Source organism: Undibacterium sp. KW1 (genome assembly GCF_009937955.1).
In the GTDB taxonomy this organism is placed as follows: Bacteria; Pseudomonadota; Gammaproteobacteria; order Burkholderiales; family Burkholderiaceae_D; genus Undibacterium.
Map to the genome: position 1 here is coordinate 1,271,727 of NZ_AP018439.1, position 17,395 is coordinate 1,289,121.

The following is a 17,395-nucleotide window of genomic DNA, read 5'->3' on the forward strand; positions in this document are numbered from 1 at the left end:
GACATGGCAAGAATGCAAGCGATTGGCCGCTTGTATTCCAGCGCAGGGATTGGTGTGATTCTTGCTATGGCTGGTAAACGTAATTATATCTGGCATAGGCCATCAATGCGCGGCAAAGCAAATACTGACGAAGCGACAACACCGGTATCACCCAGTCTGCGGATTGTGGTGGTGAACACGGTCATCCAGCGCGAAGACGAATTGCAGGAGCACGCCCAGGCACAGTTGGCCCGCTCCCGTGCCTTGCGCATAGGCTTGCTGCAAGCGGGTTATAACATCATCGCGGTTATTCCTGGCGACATCTATATGAGCGAGCGCATCGCCCAGTTGCAGCCGGACATGATCATTATTGATGCCGAGTCTGATTCGCGTGATGTCCTGGAGCATATGGTCATGCTGACTCGCGATGCGCCGCGTCCCATCGTTTTGTTCACTGAAGATGGCAATCAATCCAATATGGCCGCGGCCATGGAAGCTGGCGTCTCGGCCTATGTGGTTGCCGGTTTGCAGTCTGAGCGCATCAAGCCTGTGCTGGATGTCGCCATGGCGCGCTTCAATGCAGATCAAAAGCTGCGTAGCGAATTATCTGATACCAAGGCCAAGCTGCAAGAGCGCAAAACCATAGAACGTGCCAAGGGTTTGCTGATGGAACGCCATCATCTCTCAGAAAACGAGGCCTATCAAAAAATGCGCAAGCAAGCCATGGAAAAGAACCTGAAGCTGGTCGATCTGGCGCAGCGCATGCTGGATGTGGCGGATTTGCTCGGTGGCTGAATCTGCTTTGCGCATGTAAATGGTGCATTGCGTCATTTAAGTGCGCGCCAGTTGGTGTTTTTCAGGGATATTTATTTCACTACGCCGGCCTGAGGATAAGAGTCTTTTAATTTGAGCTGGCACGGCAATTGCTATAGTTAAAGAAAGCGCCAAAGCTGGTGCTAAAGAGGTGAATGAAAAATTAAGATGGCTAGGCGTCGTCGCTGCAGACAGTACTTTAGTACGGCAAAGCGACGCAACAACGCCAGGTTAATTTTTCATTCACCTCGAAGAAAATGTGAGTCTGACTAACGGCGGTCACCTCACAAGACAAAGGTGTCTTTCCATACGGTTTATCCGTGGTGGAACGACACCTTTTTTATTATCGACGGGACTTACGCAAAATTGTCCTAGCAAGGCGTAGCGACGAAGACAGTACTTTAGTACGGCTAGGAGCTAACAACGCAGCTAGGGCGGTTTTGCGTAAGTCCTAATAGAAATTAATTTAGCTGGAGTGCAGACATGTCGAATCAGGAAACTTCTAATCATCTCATCAAGACGCAGGTAGAAAATGAACCTAATTTCAAACGTCGCAGTTTCTTGCAAACTGCCGCACTGGCAAGCGGGGCAGGCATCATGGGCTTGAGTACTGGTGGGGTATGGGCTGCGGGATCAGACAAGCCAGAAAAAGAAGAAGTGCACATAGGCTTCATCCCTCTGACGGATTGCGCTTCGGTGGTGATGGCATCGGTGCTGGGTTTTGACAAAAAGTACGGTATCAAGATTATCCCGAGCAAAGAATCTTCCTGGGCCAGCGTGCGTGACAAACTCGTCAATGGCGAACTCGATGCTGCCCATGTTTTATATGGTTTGATCTATGGTGTACAGCTTGGGGTAGGCGGGAATAAAAAAGACATGGCCGTGCTGATGACGCTGAACAATAACGGCCAGGCCATTACCTTGTCGAAGAAGCTGGCAGAGAAAGGCGCTGTAGATGGCGCGGGTCTGGCCAAGCTCATGCAAAGCGACAAGCGCGAATATACTTTCGCCCAGACTTTCCCTACCGGCACCCATGCGATGTGGTTGTATTACTGGCTGGCAGCACATGGTATCAACCCCATGAAAGATGCCAAGGTGATAACCGTGCCACCACCGCAAATGGTGGCAAATATGCGGGTCGGTAATATGGATGGTTATTGCGTAGGTGAACCCTGGAATCACAGGGCAATTGCCGACGGCATAGGCATTACGGCCACAACGACACAGGACATCTGGAAAGATCATCCAGAAAAAGTTTTGGGTACCACTTCTGAATTCGTACAGAAATATCCAAACACGGCGCGGGCAGTTGTCGCCGCTATTCTCGATGCCAGCCGCTGGATAGACGCGTCCTTGTCCAACAAGACCAAGATGGCAGAAACCATTGCCGACAAATCCTATGTAAACACCTCGGTCGATGTCATCAATCAGCGCATTCTGGGACGCTATCAAAATGGTCTGGGCAAGACCTGGGACGACCCTAACTACATGAAATTTTTTAATGACGGTGCGGTGAATTTCCCTTACCTGTCTGATGGTATGTGGTTCCTGACCCAGCACAAGCGCTGGGGTTTATTGAAGGCGGATCCCGATTACCTTGCGGTGGCAAAAGCGGTTAATCGCATCGACATCTACAAGGACGCCGCGACCATGGCCAAGGTATCCGTACCAAAAGACCCTATGCGCAGCAGCAAGTTCATGGACGGTACGGTCTGGGATGGCAAGAACCCGGCTGCCTATGCAGCTTCTTTCAAAATCAAGGCTTGAGGATTCGTCATGAATACCCTGGTACATGGTGTAATGCCCGCAACAGACGATGCCGCCAGCGCTGCAACGACAACGAAGGAAGTAAACGTGGTCAAGGAAATCAAACCTAAAAAAGAAAAAAAGCCACGTTCGTTCCGGCCTTTTTTCCTGAGTGTGTTGCCGCCTTTGTTTGGTGTCGGCATGCTGATATTGATCTGGGAAATCATCGCAATCAAGAACACGACTTTTCCTTCGCCATGGGTGACTTTGCAGGAAGCTATCAAGGTATTCTCTGACCCCTTTTATCAAAAAGGGCCAAATGACCAGGGTATAGGCTGGAATATTTTTGCTTCGCTCAAGCGGGTCGCAGTTGGCTTTGGCCTGGCTGCAGCGGCAGGTATACCGTTGGGGTTTTTAATAGGTCGTTTCAAGTTCCTGTCCGGCATGTTTAATCCCATCATCAGCCTTTTGAAACCAGTCTCGCCGCTGGCCTGGCTGCCCATAGGTTTGCTGGTATTCAAGTCGGCCCATCCGGCGGCGATCTGGTCTATTTTTATTTGTTCAATCTGGCCCATGATCATCAATACTGCAATCGGTGTGCAGCGCGTTCCACAAGATTATATGAATGTCGCCCGCGTACTGAATTTGTCTGAATGGAAAATCATCACGCGCATTCTCCTGCCCTCGGTGCTGCCCTATATGCTGACCGGCGTCAGGCTGGCGATAGGCACGGCATGGCTGGTTATCGTTGCGGCAGAAATGCTGACCGGTGGTGTAGGCATAGGCTTCTGGGTCTGGGACGAATGGAATAATCTGAACGTACCACACATCATCATTGCCATTGTCGTCATCGGCATGGTGGGGCTGATACTTGAGCAAATCCTGGTGGCGATAGCACGCGCCTTTACTTATGAAGATGTGGGGACATGATCATGAATGAAATCGACAACAAGTACATAGAGATCAATCAGGTAGAAATGGTCTTCAATACCAAAAAAGGCAGTTTTCATGCACTGCGCGATATCAATCTGAATGTCAAGAAGGGCGAGTTCATTACCCTGATTGGTCACTCTGGTTGCGGAAAATCGACGCTGCTGAATCTGATTGCTGGCCTGACTAATGCCAGCTCCGGCACCTTGCTGTGCGCACACAGGGAAATTTCTGGACCATCACCAGAACGCGGCGTGGTATTCCAGAATCATTCTTTATTACCCTGGCTGACCTGCTATGAGAATGTCTTCCTGGCGGTGGAGCGGGTATTTGGCGCAACCGAGAATGGGACGAAACTGCAAAAGCGCACCATGCAAGCCCTGTCACTGGTGGGTCTCACGCATGCCGAGAAAAAACGCCCGAATGAAATTTCCGGCGGCATGAAGCAGCGTGTAGGCATAGCCCGGGCGCTGGCGATAGAACCAAAAGTCTTGCTCATGGACGAGCCCTTCGGTGCTCTTGATGCCCTCACGCGGGCTCATCTGCAAGATGGGTTGCTAAAGATCGTCGCCAAGACGCAATCCACCGTGGTTATGGTGACGCATGATGTGGATGAGGCGGTTTTACTGTCAGACCGCATCGTCATGCTGACCAATGGCCCGGCAGCGACTATAGGTGAAATCTTGAAAGTCGATCTGGACAGGCCACGTGACCGCGTGGCACTCGCGCAAAACCCACAATATGCAGCTTACCGTACTCAAGTACTGGAGTTTTTGTATCACCGCCAATCACATCCTGTGCATGATGCTGCCTGAACTTGCCTGAATGGAGTATTTGCTGGGAGCGGTGGTTTTTAGTTTCTATAAAACGACCCGCATGCAGAAACTCCGCCATCGCCGCCATTTCATTGTTTTCTGGCAATGAAATGGCGTTTCCGTATTTTATTTGTAGTTCATGAATAAATTATCTAAATGCAATGTTTGGAATGTTTTGTCCTCTAAAGAACTGCAATATGAAATATAAGTATCCGTTCAATTCACCAAATGAAAAATAGTTTTCATTTTTAATGCGGCTAATTGTGACAATATGTGCGGAAATCAATTAAATCTATGAGAGAATGCCTAATTGTTTTGGAAACATTTTTTTACAGATTCATAGGGGTTTGTTGATGTGAATGTGGTCAGGGATACCTCAGGGCAAATAATTGTTTTGCCGCAAGAGTGCAGGTATTTTTTCCATGAATGCGCAACAGGTTCTGGCTTTTTATATTGATTGCATGACATGTTTCGCTGGCTTTTTCTTAATGAAAGTGCATTAACGCCTGCCGAGCACGCTGCATGGAAATTAAGTGCACTACGTATCATTTTGATGTCCGGCTTTTTGCTGGAGGCGGCAGTAGCGATTCACAGTTCCCTGGACGCAATCGCAGTTGGTGCTTATCAGGTGCTGTGGGTGGTTGGCTTTTTCTATGCGGTGCTGGCATTGGGCTTGTACTATTCATCCCGTCATCTGCGCGCCGGTGCCGCTATACTCATAGGCACGGTATATGCGTCTGCATTCGCCATTGTTTGTCTCGTCAATCAGTTCGAAATAGCCAAGTTTGGCTATATCTTCATCTACACCACCCCGATTATTGCCAGGCTGTTCTTTGGTACCCGGCTCGCCTTGGGTCTCATGGCATTCAATGTATTGCCTTTTCTTTTACTGTTGCTGAACCGTCCCCTGTTCAATGTGCCAGGTTTTGATGTGATGCTGCCTGCCAGCAATACCTATATACAGTCTCTGTTATTCCTGTTCTTTAATACCTGCGTACCCTTGGCGGTGTTCAGGGTTTTGCACGAACTCGACGTATCAGCATTGCGCTATCGCCAGGCTAGTGCAGCGCTGGAAGTAAGCCATGCGCAATATGAAGAAGTATTCCAGAACGCCGGCACGGCTTTGCTGTTGACTGACGCGAGTGGGCAAATCCTGCAGGCGAATCAGCTAGCCAATAATTTGCTTGGACGAGAGGCAGATGATGATGGCGACCGCGCCTTGTTTGGCTGGTTGTCGCTGGATAACAGTGTGCGCTTGAAAAGCCCGAACGCCGAAGAATCAGAAAACATGCGCATGTCGGCTTACCGCACGCGTGATGGCAAGCTGGTTGCACTGGAAAATATTTCTCAGACTTCTACCGATCACTACATCGTTGCCTTGCGCGATGTTTCTGGCCTGCATTCCATGCATCACGCATTGCAGCTCAGCCTGCAGCGTGAAGATTACCTGAGTCGTCATGATGCCCTGACCAATCTCCCCAACCGTGACATGTTGCGCAGCCACCTGCAAGGCGTGCTTGGGAATAATGATGAAACCAAAGTCACTGCCCTGGTATCTTTCCGGCTGAACAGCATACGTCATGCCAACCAGCAGTTTGGTGCTCATACTGGTGATATCCTGCTGCGCCGTTTTGCCGAAGAGTTATCACGTGCCTTGCCCAAGAATTGTTTTTGTGCACGCCTGCGCAGTATCGTGTTTTCATTCGTCGTTGAGAATTCGCGCACCCCAGGTGAAATCATCAAGCTGGTAGAAAAAGTCAGGAATAATTTACCCAAAGAGCTGGAAATCAATGGTGAGAATTTACTGATACAGTTCTCTGCCGGTATCGCCCTGGTCAGGCCAGAAGATGTTGATCCCGATGACCTGATACGCCGTAGCGAAGTGGCGCTCGATACTGCCCGCCGCTCCAGTGACCAGAGTGTCACCTTGTTCGATGAAGAAGATGCCCTGCAGATACGCCGCAGTGTCGAGATTGAAGTTGGTATCGTCAATGGTCTCAAGCAGGATGAATTCCGTCTGGTATATCAACCCAAGGTCGATAAGCATGGCAAGATCGCAGGCCTGGAAGCCTTGCTGCGCTGGGAATCACCCAGCCTGGGTAATGTCGCCCCGGCAGAATTTATTCCGATTGCCGAACGTGCCGGCCTGATACGCCTGATCAGCAACTATGTCATGAACCAGGTGTGTTGCCAGGTCAGGGACTGGCTTAACCGCTTTGCTGATTGTCCCGTGATTGCGCTGAATTTGTCAGCGACAGATATCGCCCGCAATGACTTGTTGCAACTGATAGACAGTTGTTGCAACCGCTACGATATCGCCCCTTCCTATATCGAATTTGAGATTACCGAGACCGGCTTGATCGCGAATGAAGCCCTGACCATCCACCATCTTGATGAACTCAAGGCACGCGGTTTCAATATTGCGATTGATGATTTTGGTACTGGCTATTCATCGCTGTCCAAGCTCAGCCATTTCCCGGCACAGAGTGTCAAGATTGACCGTTCCTTCGTTGCCCAGATAGGCAATAACAAGAAGAGCGAAATGATCATCAAGGCGATTATCTCACTGGCCAATATTCTGTCCTGTCACACGGTTGCCGAGGGTGTGGAAAACGAAGAGCAGGAACGATTCCTCAAAGAGATAGGCTGCGATTATTTCCAGGGATATTATTATTACAGGCCACTCGAAGTCTCGGCACTGGAATTACTGTTGACCGAAATGCCAGCAAAAGAAGCAGCGCCATCTTATAAATTCAAACTTGCCTGATATTCTTCATGTCATATTTCTCGCATATGCATCAATGATTTGCGATGGAATGCGCATAAAAATTTGTGCATCTGCAGAATTACTCATCACATAAATTAACATTCGCTGTCAACGCCATCCACGAAATTGCGTTGGATAGTGTAGATTGATGCTTTGTGTGTGCTCATGTTCAAGCGCAGGTTTAACTTAATTCGTTTAACCTAATTCGCTTTACTTAATTCATTTAACAAATTTAGCGTAACTGAATTCGTTTTGCTTATTTCCAACATTTTGCACAGAGTAACAATTTCGTCTGCACGTTTTGATAATTTCAACTACACTAAAGTTGTAGTGTGCTGGCTGGCAATTGATTTGATGTGATCAGTTTGATTTGAATTGCCACCAGACCGGTTCGGTATTTGCAAGTTTTCTGCTTATCCATGGAGGTCGGGATGAATATCTTTGACAACTACACCGCGCGGTATGAACGTACTCGTGAAGAAGAGTATTCCATGCAGGAATACCTGGATCTTTGTAAAAAGGACAGGCTGGTATATGCCAGCGCTTCAGAGCGCATGCTGGCTGCCATCGGTGAGCCTGAGCTGGTTGATACCCGGCATGACTCGCGGCTCTCACGCATCTTCTCAAATAAAGTCATCAAGATCTATCCTGCCTTCCGTGAATTTTACGGCATGGAAGAAGTCATAGAACAAGTCGTTTCCTATTTCCGCCATGCTGCGCAAGGTCTGGAAGAGCGCAAGCAAATTTTGTATCTGCTGGGTCCTGTCGGTGGCGGTAAATCGTCCATCGCCGAAAGGCTGAAATCGCTGATGGAGAAGATCCCCTTCTATTGCATCAAGGGCTCACCCGTCAATGAATCACCTCTCGGTTTGTTCAACGAAGATGAAGACGGGATTTTGCTCGAAGAAGATTTTGGTATTCCTCGCCGTTACCTGAAAAATATACCCAGCCCATGGGCGGTCAAGCGCCTGCATGAGTTCAATGGTGATATCAACCAGTTCCGTGTGGTCAAACGCTACCCCTCGGTATTGAAGCAGATTGCAGTTTCCAAAACTGAACCAGGTGACGAAAACAATCAGGATATTTCTTCTCTTGTAGGCAAGGTCGATATCCGCAAGCTCGAAGAATATGCACAGGATGATCCTGATGCCTACAGTTATTCAGGTGGTCTGTGCCTGGCGAATCAGGGCTTGATGGAATTCGTGGAAATGTTCAAGGCGCCTATCAAGGTCTTGCATCCCTTACTGACTGCTACCCAAGAAGGTAATTTCAAGGGTACAGAGGGCTTTGGTGCAATACCGTTTGAAGGCATCATTCTGGCTCACTCAAATGAGTCAGAATGGAAAACCTTCAAGAACAATAAGAATAATGAAGCCTTCCTTGACCGTATTTACATCGTCAAAGTACCGTATTGCCTGCGCGTCAATGATGAAATAAAAATTTACGAAAAACTGGTGCGCACTTCTTCACTGGCAGCCGCACCATGTGCTCCTGGCACACTGAAAATGATGGCGCAATTTGCCGTGCTGTCACGACTGAAGGAACCTGAGAATTCCAGCATCTTCAGCAAGATGCAGGTCTATGACGGTGAGAACCTCAAGGATACTGATCCCAAGGCCAAGTCACGGCAGGAATATGCTGATTATGCCGGTGTCGATGAGGGCATGAATGGTCTGTCAACACGCTTCGCCTTCAAGATTCTGTCCAAGGTGTTTAACTTCGATAATACCGAAGTGGCGGCCAACCCCGTGCATCTGCTATATGTGCTGGAGCAGCAAATAGAACGCGAGCAATTTGCGCCAGAGATTGAGCAAAAATATGTATCGTACATCAAGGAATATCTGGCGCAACGTTATGCGGAATTCATAGGCAAGGAAATTCAGACGGCCTATCTGGAAAGTTATTCCGAATATGGCCAGAACATCTTTGACCGCTATGTGACCTTTGCCGATTTCTGGATACAGGATCAGGAATTCCGCGATCCCGATACCGGTGAGAGTTTTGACCGCGATGCTCTGAACAATGAACTGGAAAAAATAGAAAAACCGGCAGGTATTTCCAACCCTAAAGACTTCCGCAACGAGATCGTCAATTTCGTGTTGAGGGCGAGGGCGCAGAATGCAGGTAAAAATCCAGCCTGGACCAGTTATGAAAAACTGCGTACGGTCATCGAGAAAAAAATGTTCTCGAATACAGAAGAATTATTGCCTGTTATTTCCTTCAACGCCAAAGCCAGTGCCGACGATTCGAACAAGCACCAGGAATTTGTTGAACGCATGGTCGCCAAAGGCTACACCGCCAAGCAGGTGCGCCTGTTATGCGAATGGTATCTGCGGGTAAGGAAATCTTCTTGATCGCAGCATAGATAGAAGAGTGAAACAGGAAATTTCAGGGCAAACGGGAGAGCATTTTGGTTCATCTGATTGACCGACGTGTCCAGGGCAAAAACAAGTCTGCCCCGAATCGCGAACGTTTTTTGCGTCGCTATAAAGGGCAGATCAAGGATGCTGTCGCCCGAGCAGTTAAAGGTCGCTCTATCACTGATATAGAGAGTGGTGAACGCATTTCCATCCCCGTCAAGGATGTCAGTGAACCAACTTTTGGTCATGCCCATGGTGGTGTCTGGGAAGGCGTGCAGCCAGGTAATGAGCAATACCAGCGCGGTGACCAGGTAGCCAGGCCCAAAGGTGGTAGTGGTGGTTCCGGCAAAGGACAGGGTGGCAATAGTGAAGACCCCAGCGAAGATGATTTTGTTTTTCAGTTGTCGCGCGAAGAGTTCATGAATTACTTCTTCGAAGATCTGGAATTGCCAAATATGGTCAAGACCCAGCTGACTTCGACGACCGATTTCAAGAGCCAGCGTGCAGGTTATAAAACTTCAGGTACGGCGTCCAGCCTGCATGTGCTGCGCTCTTTGCGCGGTGCCATGGGAAGGCGCATAGCGGTGGGTGGCAAGTCTGCCCGCAGACTCAAAGATGCAGAGCAAGAAATGACAGTCTTGCTGGAAGTGGGTGTGGACCCAAAAGATCCGCACTTCGTCGCACTCAAGCAGGAGATACATCATCTGCGTACCCGTTTGCTGGCCATCCCTTTTCTTGATCCATTTGACCTGCGCTACAGCAACCGCGTCAAGGTACCCAAACCAGCCAGCCAGTGCGTGATGTTTTGCCTGCTGGATGTATCCGGCTCCATGGATGAGCAAAAAAAAGATACGGCAAAACGCTTCTTTATTTTGCTGTACCTGTTCCTGACACGTGCCTATGAAAAAATAGAAGTCGTCTTCATACGTCATCACACAACGGCGCTGGAAGTGGATGAAGATGCTTTTTTCCATTCGCGTGAATCGGGTGGTACCATCGTTTCTTCAGCCCTGAACCTGCTCTCGCAAATTGTGCGTGAACGTTATGCCGCATCTGACTGGAATGTGTATGTGGCCCAGGCCTCGGATGGTGATAACTGGGACAATGATTCTGCCACCTGCAAGCAATTGCTCCTCAATAGCATCATGCCCCTGGTGCAATATTACGCTTATGTAGAAATTACCGATGGTCAGCCGCAAAATCTGTGGCTGGAATATGAAAAAGTGGCCGAGCAAAGTGCACACTTTGCGATGCAAAAAATAGAAACACCGGCGGATATTTATCCGGTTTTTCGGGAACTGTTCAAGAAGCAGCCGAAATGAGGTAATCCATGGAAAACGACCATGTCAGCCCCAGGAAAAAACACCCGCGCGCCTTGCCAGAGCAATCAGAATGGACTTTCGACCTGATAGAGCAGGCGCATGAAGAAATACGTCGTGTGGCCGAACAATTTGGCCTTGATACTTACCCGAATCAGCTGGAAGTCATTACTGCTGAGCAGATGATGGACGCCTATGCTTCGGTGGGCATGCCAGTCTCCTATAATCACTGGTCTTTCGGCAAGCATTTCCTGTCTACCGAAAAAAGTTATAAGCGCGGGCAAATGGGGCTGGCCTATGAGATAGTCATCAATTCCAACCCCTGCATTTCCTATCTCATGGAAGAGAATAGTCTGACCATGCAGGCTTTGGTGATCGCGCATGCGGCCTATGGGCATAATTCCTTTTTCAAGGGGAATTACCTGTTCCGTACCTGGACGGATGCCGAGGCGATTATTGATTACATGCTGTTCGCCAAGAATTACGTTGCCGACTGCGAACAGCGTTATGGCATGGAAGCGGTGGAACTCATCATCGATTCCTGCCATGCCTTGCAGAATTATGGGGTAGATCGATATAAACGCCCGGCCCGCATCTCCCTGGCTGAAGAACGGGAACGTCAGGAAGAGCGCGAGAAGTACATGCAGTCTCAGGTCAATGATTTGTGGCGCACGATACCGAGGCGCAATGAAGCACCTGAGAGTATGGTCAAACAGCGTTTCCCGGCAGAGCCGCAAGAAAATCTCTTGTATTTCATTGAGAAATATTCTCCGCTGCTGGAACCCTGGCAACGTGAGATCGTGCGCATCATACGCAAGGTGTCGCAGTACTTTTATCCGCAGCGTCAGACCCAGGTCATGAACGAGGGCTGGGCCACCTTCTGGCATTACACCATATTGCAACAACTTTATGAAGAAGGCGTCGTTGGTGATGGCTTCATGATGGAGTTCTTGCAGAGCCATACTAATGTGGTGTATCAACCGCCGGTAGGCAGCCGCTACTTTAACGGCATCAACCCATATGCTTTGGGCTTTGCCATGATGCGCGATATACGCCGCATCTGTGAAGACCCAACGCCGGAAGACCGGGAATGGTTCCCAGACTTTGCCGGTTCTGACTGGCAAAAGACTTTGCAATTTGCGATGCGCAATTTCAAGGATGAAAGCTTTATTGCCCAGTTCCTGTCACCGAAGCTGATGCGTGACTTTCATTTCTTTTCCATTCTTGATGATGACGCCAAGGATAAATTGCTGATTTCTGCCATTCATGATGAGCATGGCTACCGTTATCTGCGCGAGCAACTGGCTGGGCAATATAATCTCGGCAATCGCGAACCCAATATCCAGGTCTGGTCAGTCGATATGCAGGGGGACAGGGCCCTGACCCTGCGCCATACCCAATACCTGCGCCGCCCATTGAACCCGCAAACAGGCGAAATGCTCAAGCACGTGGCCAGATTATGGGGTTTTGATGTGTATCTGGAAACGGTTGATCCTGAGTCCAAAGTCCTGGCCAGGCAGGAGTGCAAATGGGAAAAACGCAACAGACCCTGAGTTTTTCAGGCTGGCAGAGGGGGAGTTTAAATCCCGGTAGCGACTGTGCCGTCTATCAGTTAGAATGAAAAACGATTATCAGAAGACGGAGATGCACCATGTATCTGGACCACCCAAAAATTTCTGCCACTAATAGCGAAACCGAACCAGACCGTATAGAGCGCCTGAGCCGTGTCTATGGTTATGCGATGGGGCTGGCAGATATTGATGGCAATACCGTGTGTATTACCAAGCTGGCCAAGATACATGATCACAAAGGCACGCTGATGGTGATCTGGTACGATGCACCTACGCAGGCAGAAAAGAATTATTTTGTACGTGCCTGGAATAGCCGAATTGGCGACGAAACCGAGATAGTCGAGCATGCCCTGATGCTCAATGAGCCGGTCTCCAACGCGGAATAAGTAAGTCCCGCCCGCTGTTCAAAGGAAAGTCAATAGCACATGACTGGCTTGATGCCTGTCATGTGCTCTGTTACTGCTCAGCGCTTCAAATCCCCCAGCAAATCAGACACACCAGCCCAGCCAATTTCTATGCCGATGCAGAGCAAAATAAAGGCAGACAGGCGCAGCAATACGATAGCGCCCACATCGCCGAGTATTCTCTCCATATTGCGGGCAAAGCGATAACACAGGTAAATGACCAGACTGGTCAGCAAGACGCCTATCAGTGAGGCGATGCCGGTAATGATCCAATCCACAGGCTTGTGCGGCATCTGCGTACCCAGCGTGACTGAAGCGGCGATGGTGCCCGGCCCCACGGTCAAGGGGAAGCTGAAAGGATAAAAACTGCGGCGGCGCAATTCTTCCCGGGTCCAGCTGCCGCCATGGGATGCGGCGACAGAATTGCGCAAATTATCCTGGCCCTGATCGTTCAGCAGTTTCCAGCCCGCCATGGCAACCACGATGCCACCGGCGACCCTGACGATGGGCAGGGAGATGCCAAAAAAATCCAGTACGTAAGAGCCGATGAAGATGGCGCCCATGAGCAGGAAAAAACAATTCAGGGCTATGCGTTTTGCCAGCCGGTTAGCCAGTGGTGGCTCTATCGGTCCTGTCATGGACAAGAAGATAGGTGCAATGGCAATGGGGTTCAGGATGGGCAGCAAGGTGATTGGTACTACGATCAGGGCCTTGAAAAATATGATCATCGTGATGCTCATGAATACTCCTAGTCATTGGGCTAGTGATTATGCATCAGAAATCCGGCTACCGCGACTGTCAGACCAGGCTTTGAAGTACAAATTGATACTTTTTGTTCATGGCTGGCGATGGCAGCATGGCCTACAATGTTCTTACACTGTAATTTACAGCAATTCCGTGGCAGAAAATAGATGAACTCCTTATGTAAATTTGCCGCTGTAGCAGTCCTGACTTTGCTTGCAGCCTGTGAGACAACGGCTCCTCTTTCTTATCTGAGCGGCAAACCTGACCGCCCTTTGATTGATCATGAATACTCGGTTCGTATTGTGGCTGTCGATCAGACTTATTACTTCCAGGGGCCGGTGTCGGTGACACCCGGCAAGCATCTGGTGACGCTGGAGCTTCGCCATTCCAGTTCACGTGTGCCGACCCAGAAGACACTGGCTCTCGATGTGCAGCCATGCACCCGCTACTACCTCACAGCCAAGAAAATATCCCTGATGGAAAGTAAATGGGAACCGCGTATCTTCGATACTGAGCAGGTAGGGGGATGTAACCCTGAAGAAGAATTGAAGAAAGCCAGCGCTTCTGCCGGGCTTGCGGTATCTCGTTCATAAAATTTGCAGGCACGGCATCGACTTAAGTGCAAGAAGCTGGGTATTTGCTTAAAATAGAAAGTCATAGGCAATCTTTAGCCCAGGCCCGGCAAACTCATGAGCATCAGTTTCTCTCCCTTACTTCCTGAACATCAGGACTTGCTTTGGAATTTTCTGCACGTCGCTTTGTGGGACCCGCCGCCCGCGGGTTTGCGCCCGCTGGAAACCCTGCAACTGCCCCATGTACGCATCTATGCAGAAGGCTGGGGGCGTGCCAGCGATATAGGCGTCATCGCCAACATTGAGGGCGAAGATGCTCCCATAGGCGCCTGCTGGATGCGCCTCGTGCCAGATCGCATGGGGCTGGCGTATATCAATGAACATACACCGCAGCTTGGCATTGCACTTTTACCCGACTGGCAGCACAAGGGCTATGGCAAATTAATGCTGCTGGCAGCATTGGATGCGGCACGCCAGCGTGACATAGAACAGGTTTCTCTTACGGTGCATCCACAAAACCCGGCGGCTGGCATGTACGGCGCTTGCGGTTTTGTGCAGGCCGGTATCAGGAATTCTTATCTGCTCATGCAGGTCACGCTATAAAATTCAGCCACATTTTCTCCTATCAACAGAAAGAAAACATGCCTCATCTGACCGTAGAATATTCCAGTAATCTGCCCTTGCAAGTCAGGGAATTACTGTTGCAAATCAATACTTCATTAGCAGAGACAGGGCATTTCAAGGAGATCGATATCAAGAGCCGGGCAATCCGCTTTGATGAGGTGGTCATTGGCACCGCGCCTGCTGCGCGGGCTTTCTTGCATGCCAAGCTGGCGATATTGAAAGGGCGCAGCACCGAAGTTAAACGTGAATTGTCAGATCGTGTGCTGGCCGTCATCCAGGCTGCACAAGCCTGGCCGCATGGGCTGGATGTGCAGCTTTGTGTTGAGGTACTGGAGATTGATAAGGAAACTTATGCAAAGGCGCATTTGGTCAATTGAGAAGACCATAGCGCCTTTTGTTTAATTCGGTTTAAAAATCAAACTTCAATTCACCGACTACACTGCGTTGCGTATAGGGGTGAAAGGCCCAGTATTTTTTATTATTCAAATTATCTATGCCAACCGAGGCCACCCATTGCCTGGCCAATTGATAGCGCACGCGCACATCAGCGACCACAAAACTGGAAAAGCCCTGATAAGTAAAGGCATTGCTGTCGCTGTTATCGAGTGAGCCGTATTGCTTGCCGCTGTAGCGCAAACCCAGAGTGGTGCTGAGCTTGTCATCAGGGCGGTAGCTGATGACAAAATTGGCGCGCCAGGCTGGCACGCGCGGCTGCCATTTGCCAACGCTGGCGGGGAATTTGTCATTACGCGTTATTTCAGAATTGGCATACGTCAGGCTGGCTACCAAATCTAGCCCACGGGTGAATACATCACTGGCCTGATAAGCGAGCTCCAACCCTGTCGTATGGATTTCATCAACGTTCTGGATATTTGTTACATTCGGCGTGACCAGGGTGTTCACTTGTGAATACAGCGCATCCCTGGTTCTTTCATGGAATAGGGTGGTACGTAGAAAACCCTTGCCATCATTCAACGTCCGCTCTGCCGTCCATTCCGTAGTCCAGGATTTTTCTGGTTTCAGCTTGGGGTCATTATTGACGATGGCGGTGGTGGAAATGCTGCCTTGATACAGCTCAGAGACCGTAGGCATGCGCACCGCACGACCTGCCGATGCCTTCAGGGTCCAGTCGTCATTGGCTTTGAAGGCAATAGCTGCCTTGGGTGAGAAATAATTTTCCTTGCGTTCAGCAAAGGGCAGGGTGCTGGTCGCAGATGAAATGGCTCCACGATCTGCCTGCCATTGCTCAAAGCGGCCACCAACAATGGCTTTCCATTGCGGATTGATACGCCAGGCATCTTGTGCATACAGGCTTTGCAATTGGGTATTACCCTGGAAGGCAGAGAAGCGTTTGAGTGCGCCGCCATTGATCCAGTCATCCGTATCAGACACCAGGGTGCGCATTTGATAGGCCTCGCGCTGGTAACCAAATTCGGCAGTGTGTTCTGCTGTCGGTCGCCAGATACCTTTCAAGGCCAGGGTGTTCCAGCCTGTACCTGCGCCATCGGTAATCCGGCCATTGCCACCGCCGTTGGCTTGCGGGATTGCCACTGTAGGCGCACGGACGATATCCTTGCTGTAGTCATACAAGCTGGCGGCCACTTCCCAATCAAACTCGCCTTTGGTGTTGCTCCTGAGGTTCAGACCATGGGTGATATGCTCAAGCTGGTTTTTGCTGTTCGACATATCGGTAGGGGTCAGGGTATATTTTTTACCTGCGATATTGACGTCGCCGCTATATACCGCATTGCCTGCAGCATCGCGCAAATAGCTTTCTACGCCACTGTTCATATTATTGCGCCAGTAGCCAAAGGTGTAGCTCGCCCGTAAAGTGGGGCTAAAGTCGTATGCCAGTTTGATCTTGGCATGGTCTTGCGTGGTATGGTATTGACCCGTCGCACCGAGTATCCACCAGTCCAGGCCTTGTGGATTTTTGTCGGCAATGGCACCCGTCACGGCTGTGCCTGCGTTGCTGCTGACGCCAGTTGAAGCCAGTTTGTTGGCAAAGGCGATAGGGTGGCCATCGCTATCAAGCTGGTTCACATTCAGCCACCAGGAAAATGCCCCCTGCTTATTGCCAAGGCTGGCGCTGAGCTGCTTGCCGCTATAGCTCTTGTCGGTGCCATATTGCTGGAAGTTTTCGCTAAAACCAACCAGCTTGGCATGGGCTTCAAACTGCTTGGGCATACGCGTCACATAATCGACTACAGCACCGGCAGAGTTACCGGCATAGGTAGCAGAGAAGGGGCCGTACAGCACATCCACGCGCTCAATTTCTTCCGGTGTCACCAGACCCCAGCGTGGCGTGAATGCTGCACCATTGCCCAGCAGGTTAGACAGCAAGATGCCATCGGCATACACCATGGAGCGTGCGCTATTGCCTGTGCCGGATGCCCGTGTCGCCAGCACTGCATGGTTGTAGTCGCCAACATAGCGCTTGCGCACCAGCAGGCTGGGCAGGTATTTCAGGGCATCTTCTGCATCGATGGCATTGATGGTCTGCTCCATGGTTTTGGCATTGATGCCCTCTATGGTGGTAGGGATTTCCTTGGGCAGTGAGGATGGGCGGTCACCATTGATGATGACACGTTCGGCCTGGGTGGCATTTTCTATTGCTTCAATTGCGGAGGCAGTAGCTGGTAATAAAGATAAAGACAAAGGGAAGGCGGCAGTCAGTGCAGCTGTCAATGCGCGCAAGCGCAAAGGGCGTAAAGGAGACATATATGAATAATCTAAAAATTGGAACGCGCA

The 17,395-nt window shown here is 50.0% G+C and carries 14 protein-coding genes; 12 read left to right on the forward strand and 2 right to left on the reverse strand.

Going from position 1 to position 17,395, the window contains the following annotated elements:
- The first annotated feature begins 105 nt into the window (after positions 1 to 105).
- The 9 genes from UNDKW_RS05705 to UNDKW_RS05745 all read left to right on the forward strand — a co-directional run bounded on the left by UNDKW_RS05705 (position 106) and on the right by UNDKW_RS05745 (position 12,686).
- Complete coding sequence (locus UNDKW_RS05705; protein WP_162061780.1) at positions 106 to 774, forward strand: ANTAR domain-containing response regulator; 669 nt, start codon at positions 106 to 108, stop codon at positions 772 to 774.
- Positions 775 to 1,275: 501 nt separating this feature from the next.
- Positions 1,276 to 2,559 carry a CmpA/NrtA family ABC transporter substrate-binding protein gene (locus tag UNDKW_RS05710; protein ID WP_162057924.1) on the forward strand — a complete coding sequence of 428 codons (1,284 nt, stop codon included), beginning with the start codon at positions 1,276 to 1,278 and terminating at the stop codon, positions 2,557 to 2,559.
- A 9-nt stretch (positions 2,560 to 2,568) separates the two neighbouring features.
- Positions 2,569 to 3,468 carry a nitrate ABC transporter permease gene (gene ntrB / locus UNDKW_RS05715; protein ID WP_162057925.1) on the forward strand — a complete coding sequence of 300 codons (900 nt, stop codon included), beginning with the start codon at positions 2,569 to 2,571 and terminating at the stop codon, positions 3,466 to 3,468.
- 2 nt (positions 3,469 to 3,470) lie between these two features.
- Positions 3,471 to 4,283, forward strand: coding sequence for an ABC transporter ATP-binding protein (locus UNDKW_RS05720; RefSeq protein ID WP_162057926.1), 813 nt, complete (start codon positions 3,471 to 3,473; stop codon positions 4,281 to 4,283).
- Positions 4,284 to 4,749: 466 nt separating this feature from the next.
- Positions 4,750 to 7,050 carry a bifunctional diguanylate cyclase/phosphodiesterase gene (locus UNDKW_RS05725; RefSeq protein WP_162057927.1) on the forward strand — a complete coding sequence of 767 codons (2,301 nt, stop codon included), beginning with the start codon at positions 4,750 to 4,752 and terminating at the stop codon, positions 7,048 to 7,050.
- Positions 7,051 to 7,481: 431 nt separating this feature from the next.
- Positions 7,482 to 9,404 carry a PrkA family serine protein kinase gene (locus UNDKW_RS05730; RefSeq protein ID WP_162040184.1) on the forward strand — a complete coding sequence of 641 codons (1,923 nt, stop codon included), beginning with the start codon at positions 7,482 to 7,484 and terminating at the stop codon, positions 9,402 to 9,404.
- Between the two features lie 53 nt (positions 9,405 to 9,457).
- Positions 9,458 to 10,732, forward strand: coding sequence for a YeaH/YhbH family protein (locus UNDKW_RS05735; protein ID WP_197893162.1), 1,275 nt, complete (start codon positions 9,458 to 9,460; stop codon positions 10,730 to 10,732).
- Positions 10,733 to 10,740: 8 nt separating this feature from the next.
- Positions 10,741 to 12,282: a SpoVR family protein gene (locus UNDKW_RS05740; RefSeq protein WP_162057929.1), complete on the forward strand. Its 1,542-nt coding sequence runs from the start codon at positions 10,741 to 10,743 to the stop codon at positions 12,280 to 12,282.
- Between the two features lie 98 nt (positions 12,283 to 12,380).
- The gene (locus UNDKW_RS05745; RefSeq protein WP_162040187.1) at positions 12,381 to 12,686 is read left to right on the forward strand and encodes a hypothetical protein; all 306 of its coding nucleotides are present in this window, start codon (positions 12,381 to 12,383) and stop codon (positions 12,684 to 12,686) included.
- Between the two features lie 77 nt (positions 12,687 to 12,763).
- On the opposite strand, the gene UNDKW_RS05750 is transcribed toward UNDKW_RS05745, so the two are convergent.
- Positions 12,764 to 13,444, reverse strand: coding sequence for a MarC family protein (locus tag UNDKW_RS05750; protein ID WP_232063256.1), 681 nt, complete (start codon positions 13,442 to 13,444; stop codon positions 12,764 to 12,766).
- A 171-nt stretch (positions 13,445 to 13,615) separates the two neighbouring features.
- Between UNDKW_RS05750 and UNDKW_RS05755 the strand changes: the two genes are divergently transcribed.
- The 3 genes from UNDKW_RS05755 (at position 13,616) to UNDKW_RS05765 (ending at position 15,021) form a co-directional block, all read left to right on the forward strand.
- The gene (locus UNDKW_RS05755; protein ID WP_162057930.1) at positions 13,616 to 14,041 is read left to right on the forward strand and encodes a hypothetical protein; all 426 of its coding nucleotides are present in this window, start codon (positions 13,616 to 13,618) and stop codon (positions 14,039 to 14,041) included.
- Between the two features lie 96 nt (positions 14,042 to 14,137).
- Complete coding sequence (locus UNDKW_RS05760) at positions 14,138 to 14,623, forward strand: N-acetyltransferase (RefSeq protein ID WP_162057931.1); 486 nt, start codon at positions 14,138 to 14,140, stop codon at positions 14,621 to 14,623.
- A 38-nt stretch (positions 14,624 to 14,661) separates the two neighbouring features.
- Positions 14,662 to 15,021, forward strand: coding sequence for a 5-carboxymethyl-2-hydroxymuconate Delta-isomerase (locus UNDKW_RS05765; protein ID WP_162057932.1), 360 nt, complete (start codon positions 14,662 to 14,664; stop codon positions 15,019 to 15,021).
- 31 nt (positions 15,022 to 15,052) lie between these two features.
- Here UNDKW_RS05765 and UNDKW_RS05770 read toward each other — a convergent pair whose 3' ends face one another.
- Positions 15,053 to 17,365, reverse strand: coding sequence for a TonB-dependent receptor (locus UNDKW_RS05770; protein ID WP_162057933.1), 2,313 nt, complete (start codon positions 17,363 to 17,365; stop codon positions 15,053 to 15,055).
- Between the last annotated feature and the right edge of the window lie 30 nt (positions 17,366 to 17,395).

What these genes read in the sequence shown, in the direction of transcription:
- UNDKW_RS05705 (WP_162061780.1), top strand. Translation starts at nt 106, where the DNA reads ATGCGCGGCAAAGCAAATACTGACGAAGCGACAACACCGGTATCACCC.
- UNDKW_RS05710 (WP_162057924.1), top strand. Translation starts at nt 1,276, where the DNA reads ATGTCGAATCAGGAAACTTCTAATCATCTCATCAAGACGCAGGTAGAA.
- ntrB (WP_162057925.1), top strand. Translation starts at nt 2,569, where the DNA reads ATGAATACCCTGGTACATGGTGTAATGCCCGCAACAGACGATGCCGCC.
- UNDKW_RS05720 (WP_162057926.1), top strand. Translation starts at nt 3,471, where the DNA reads ATGAATGAAATCGACAACAAGTACATAGAGATCAATCAGGTAGAAATG.
- UNDKW_RS05725 (WP_162057927.1), top strand. Translation starts at nt 4,750, where the DNA reads ATGTTTCGCTGGCTTTTTCTTAATGAAAGTGCATTAACGCCTGCCGAG.
- UNDKW_RS05730 (WP_162040184.1), top strand. Translation starts at nt 7,482, where the DNA reads ATGAATATCTTTGACAACTACACCGCGCGGTATGAACGTACTCGTGAA.
- UNDKW_RS05740 (WP_162057929.1), top strand. Translation starts at nt 10,741, where the DNA reads ATGGAAAACGACCATGTCAGCCCCAGGAAAAAACACCCGCGCGCCTTG.
- UNDKW_RS05745 (WP_162040187.1), top strand. Translation starts at nt 12,381, where the DNA reads ATGTATCTGGACCACCCAAAAATTTCTGCCACTAATAGCGAAACCGAA.
- UNDKW_RS05750 (WP_232063256.1), bottom strand. Translation starts at nt 13,444, where the DNA reads ATGAGCATCACGATGATCATATTTTTCAAGGCCCTGATCGTAGTACCA.
- UNDKW_RS05755 (WP_162057930.1), top strand. Translation starts at nt 13,616, where the DNA reads ATGAACTCCTTATGTAAATTTGCCGCTGTAGCAGTCCTGACTTTGCTT.
- UNDKW_RS05760 (WP_162057931.1), top strand. Translation starts at nt 14,138, where the DNA reads ATGAGCATCAGTTTCTCTCCCTTACTTCCTGAACATCAGGACTTGCTT.
- UNDKW_RS05765 (WP_162057932.1), top strand. Translation starts at nt 14,662, where the DNA reads ATGCCTCATCTGACCGTAGAATATTCCAGTAATCTGCCCTTGCAAGTC.
- UNDKW_RS05770 (WP_162057933.1), bottom strand. Translation starts at nt 17,365, where the DNA reads ATGTCTCCTTTACGCCCTTTGCGCTTGCGCGCATTGACAGCTGCACTG.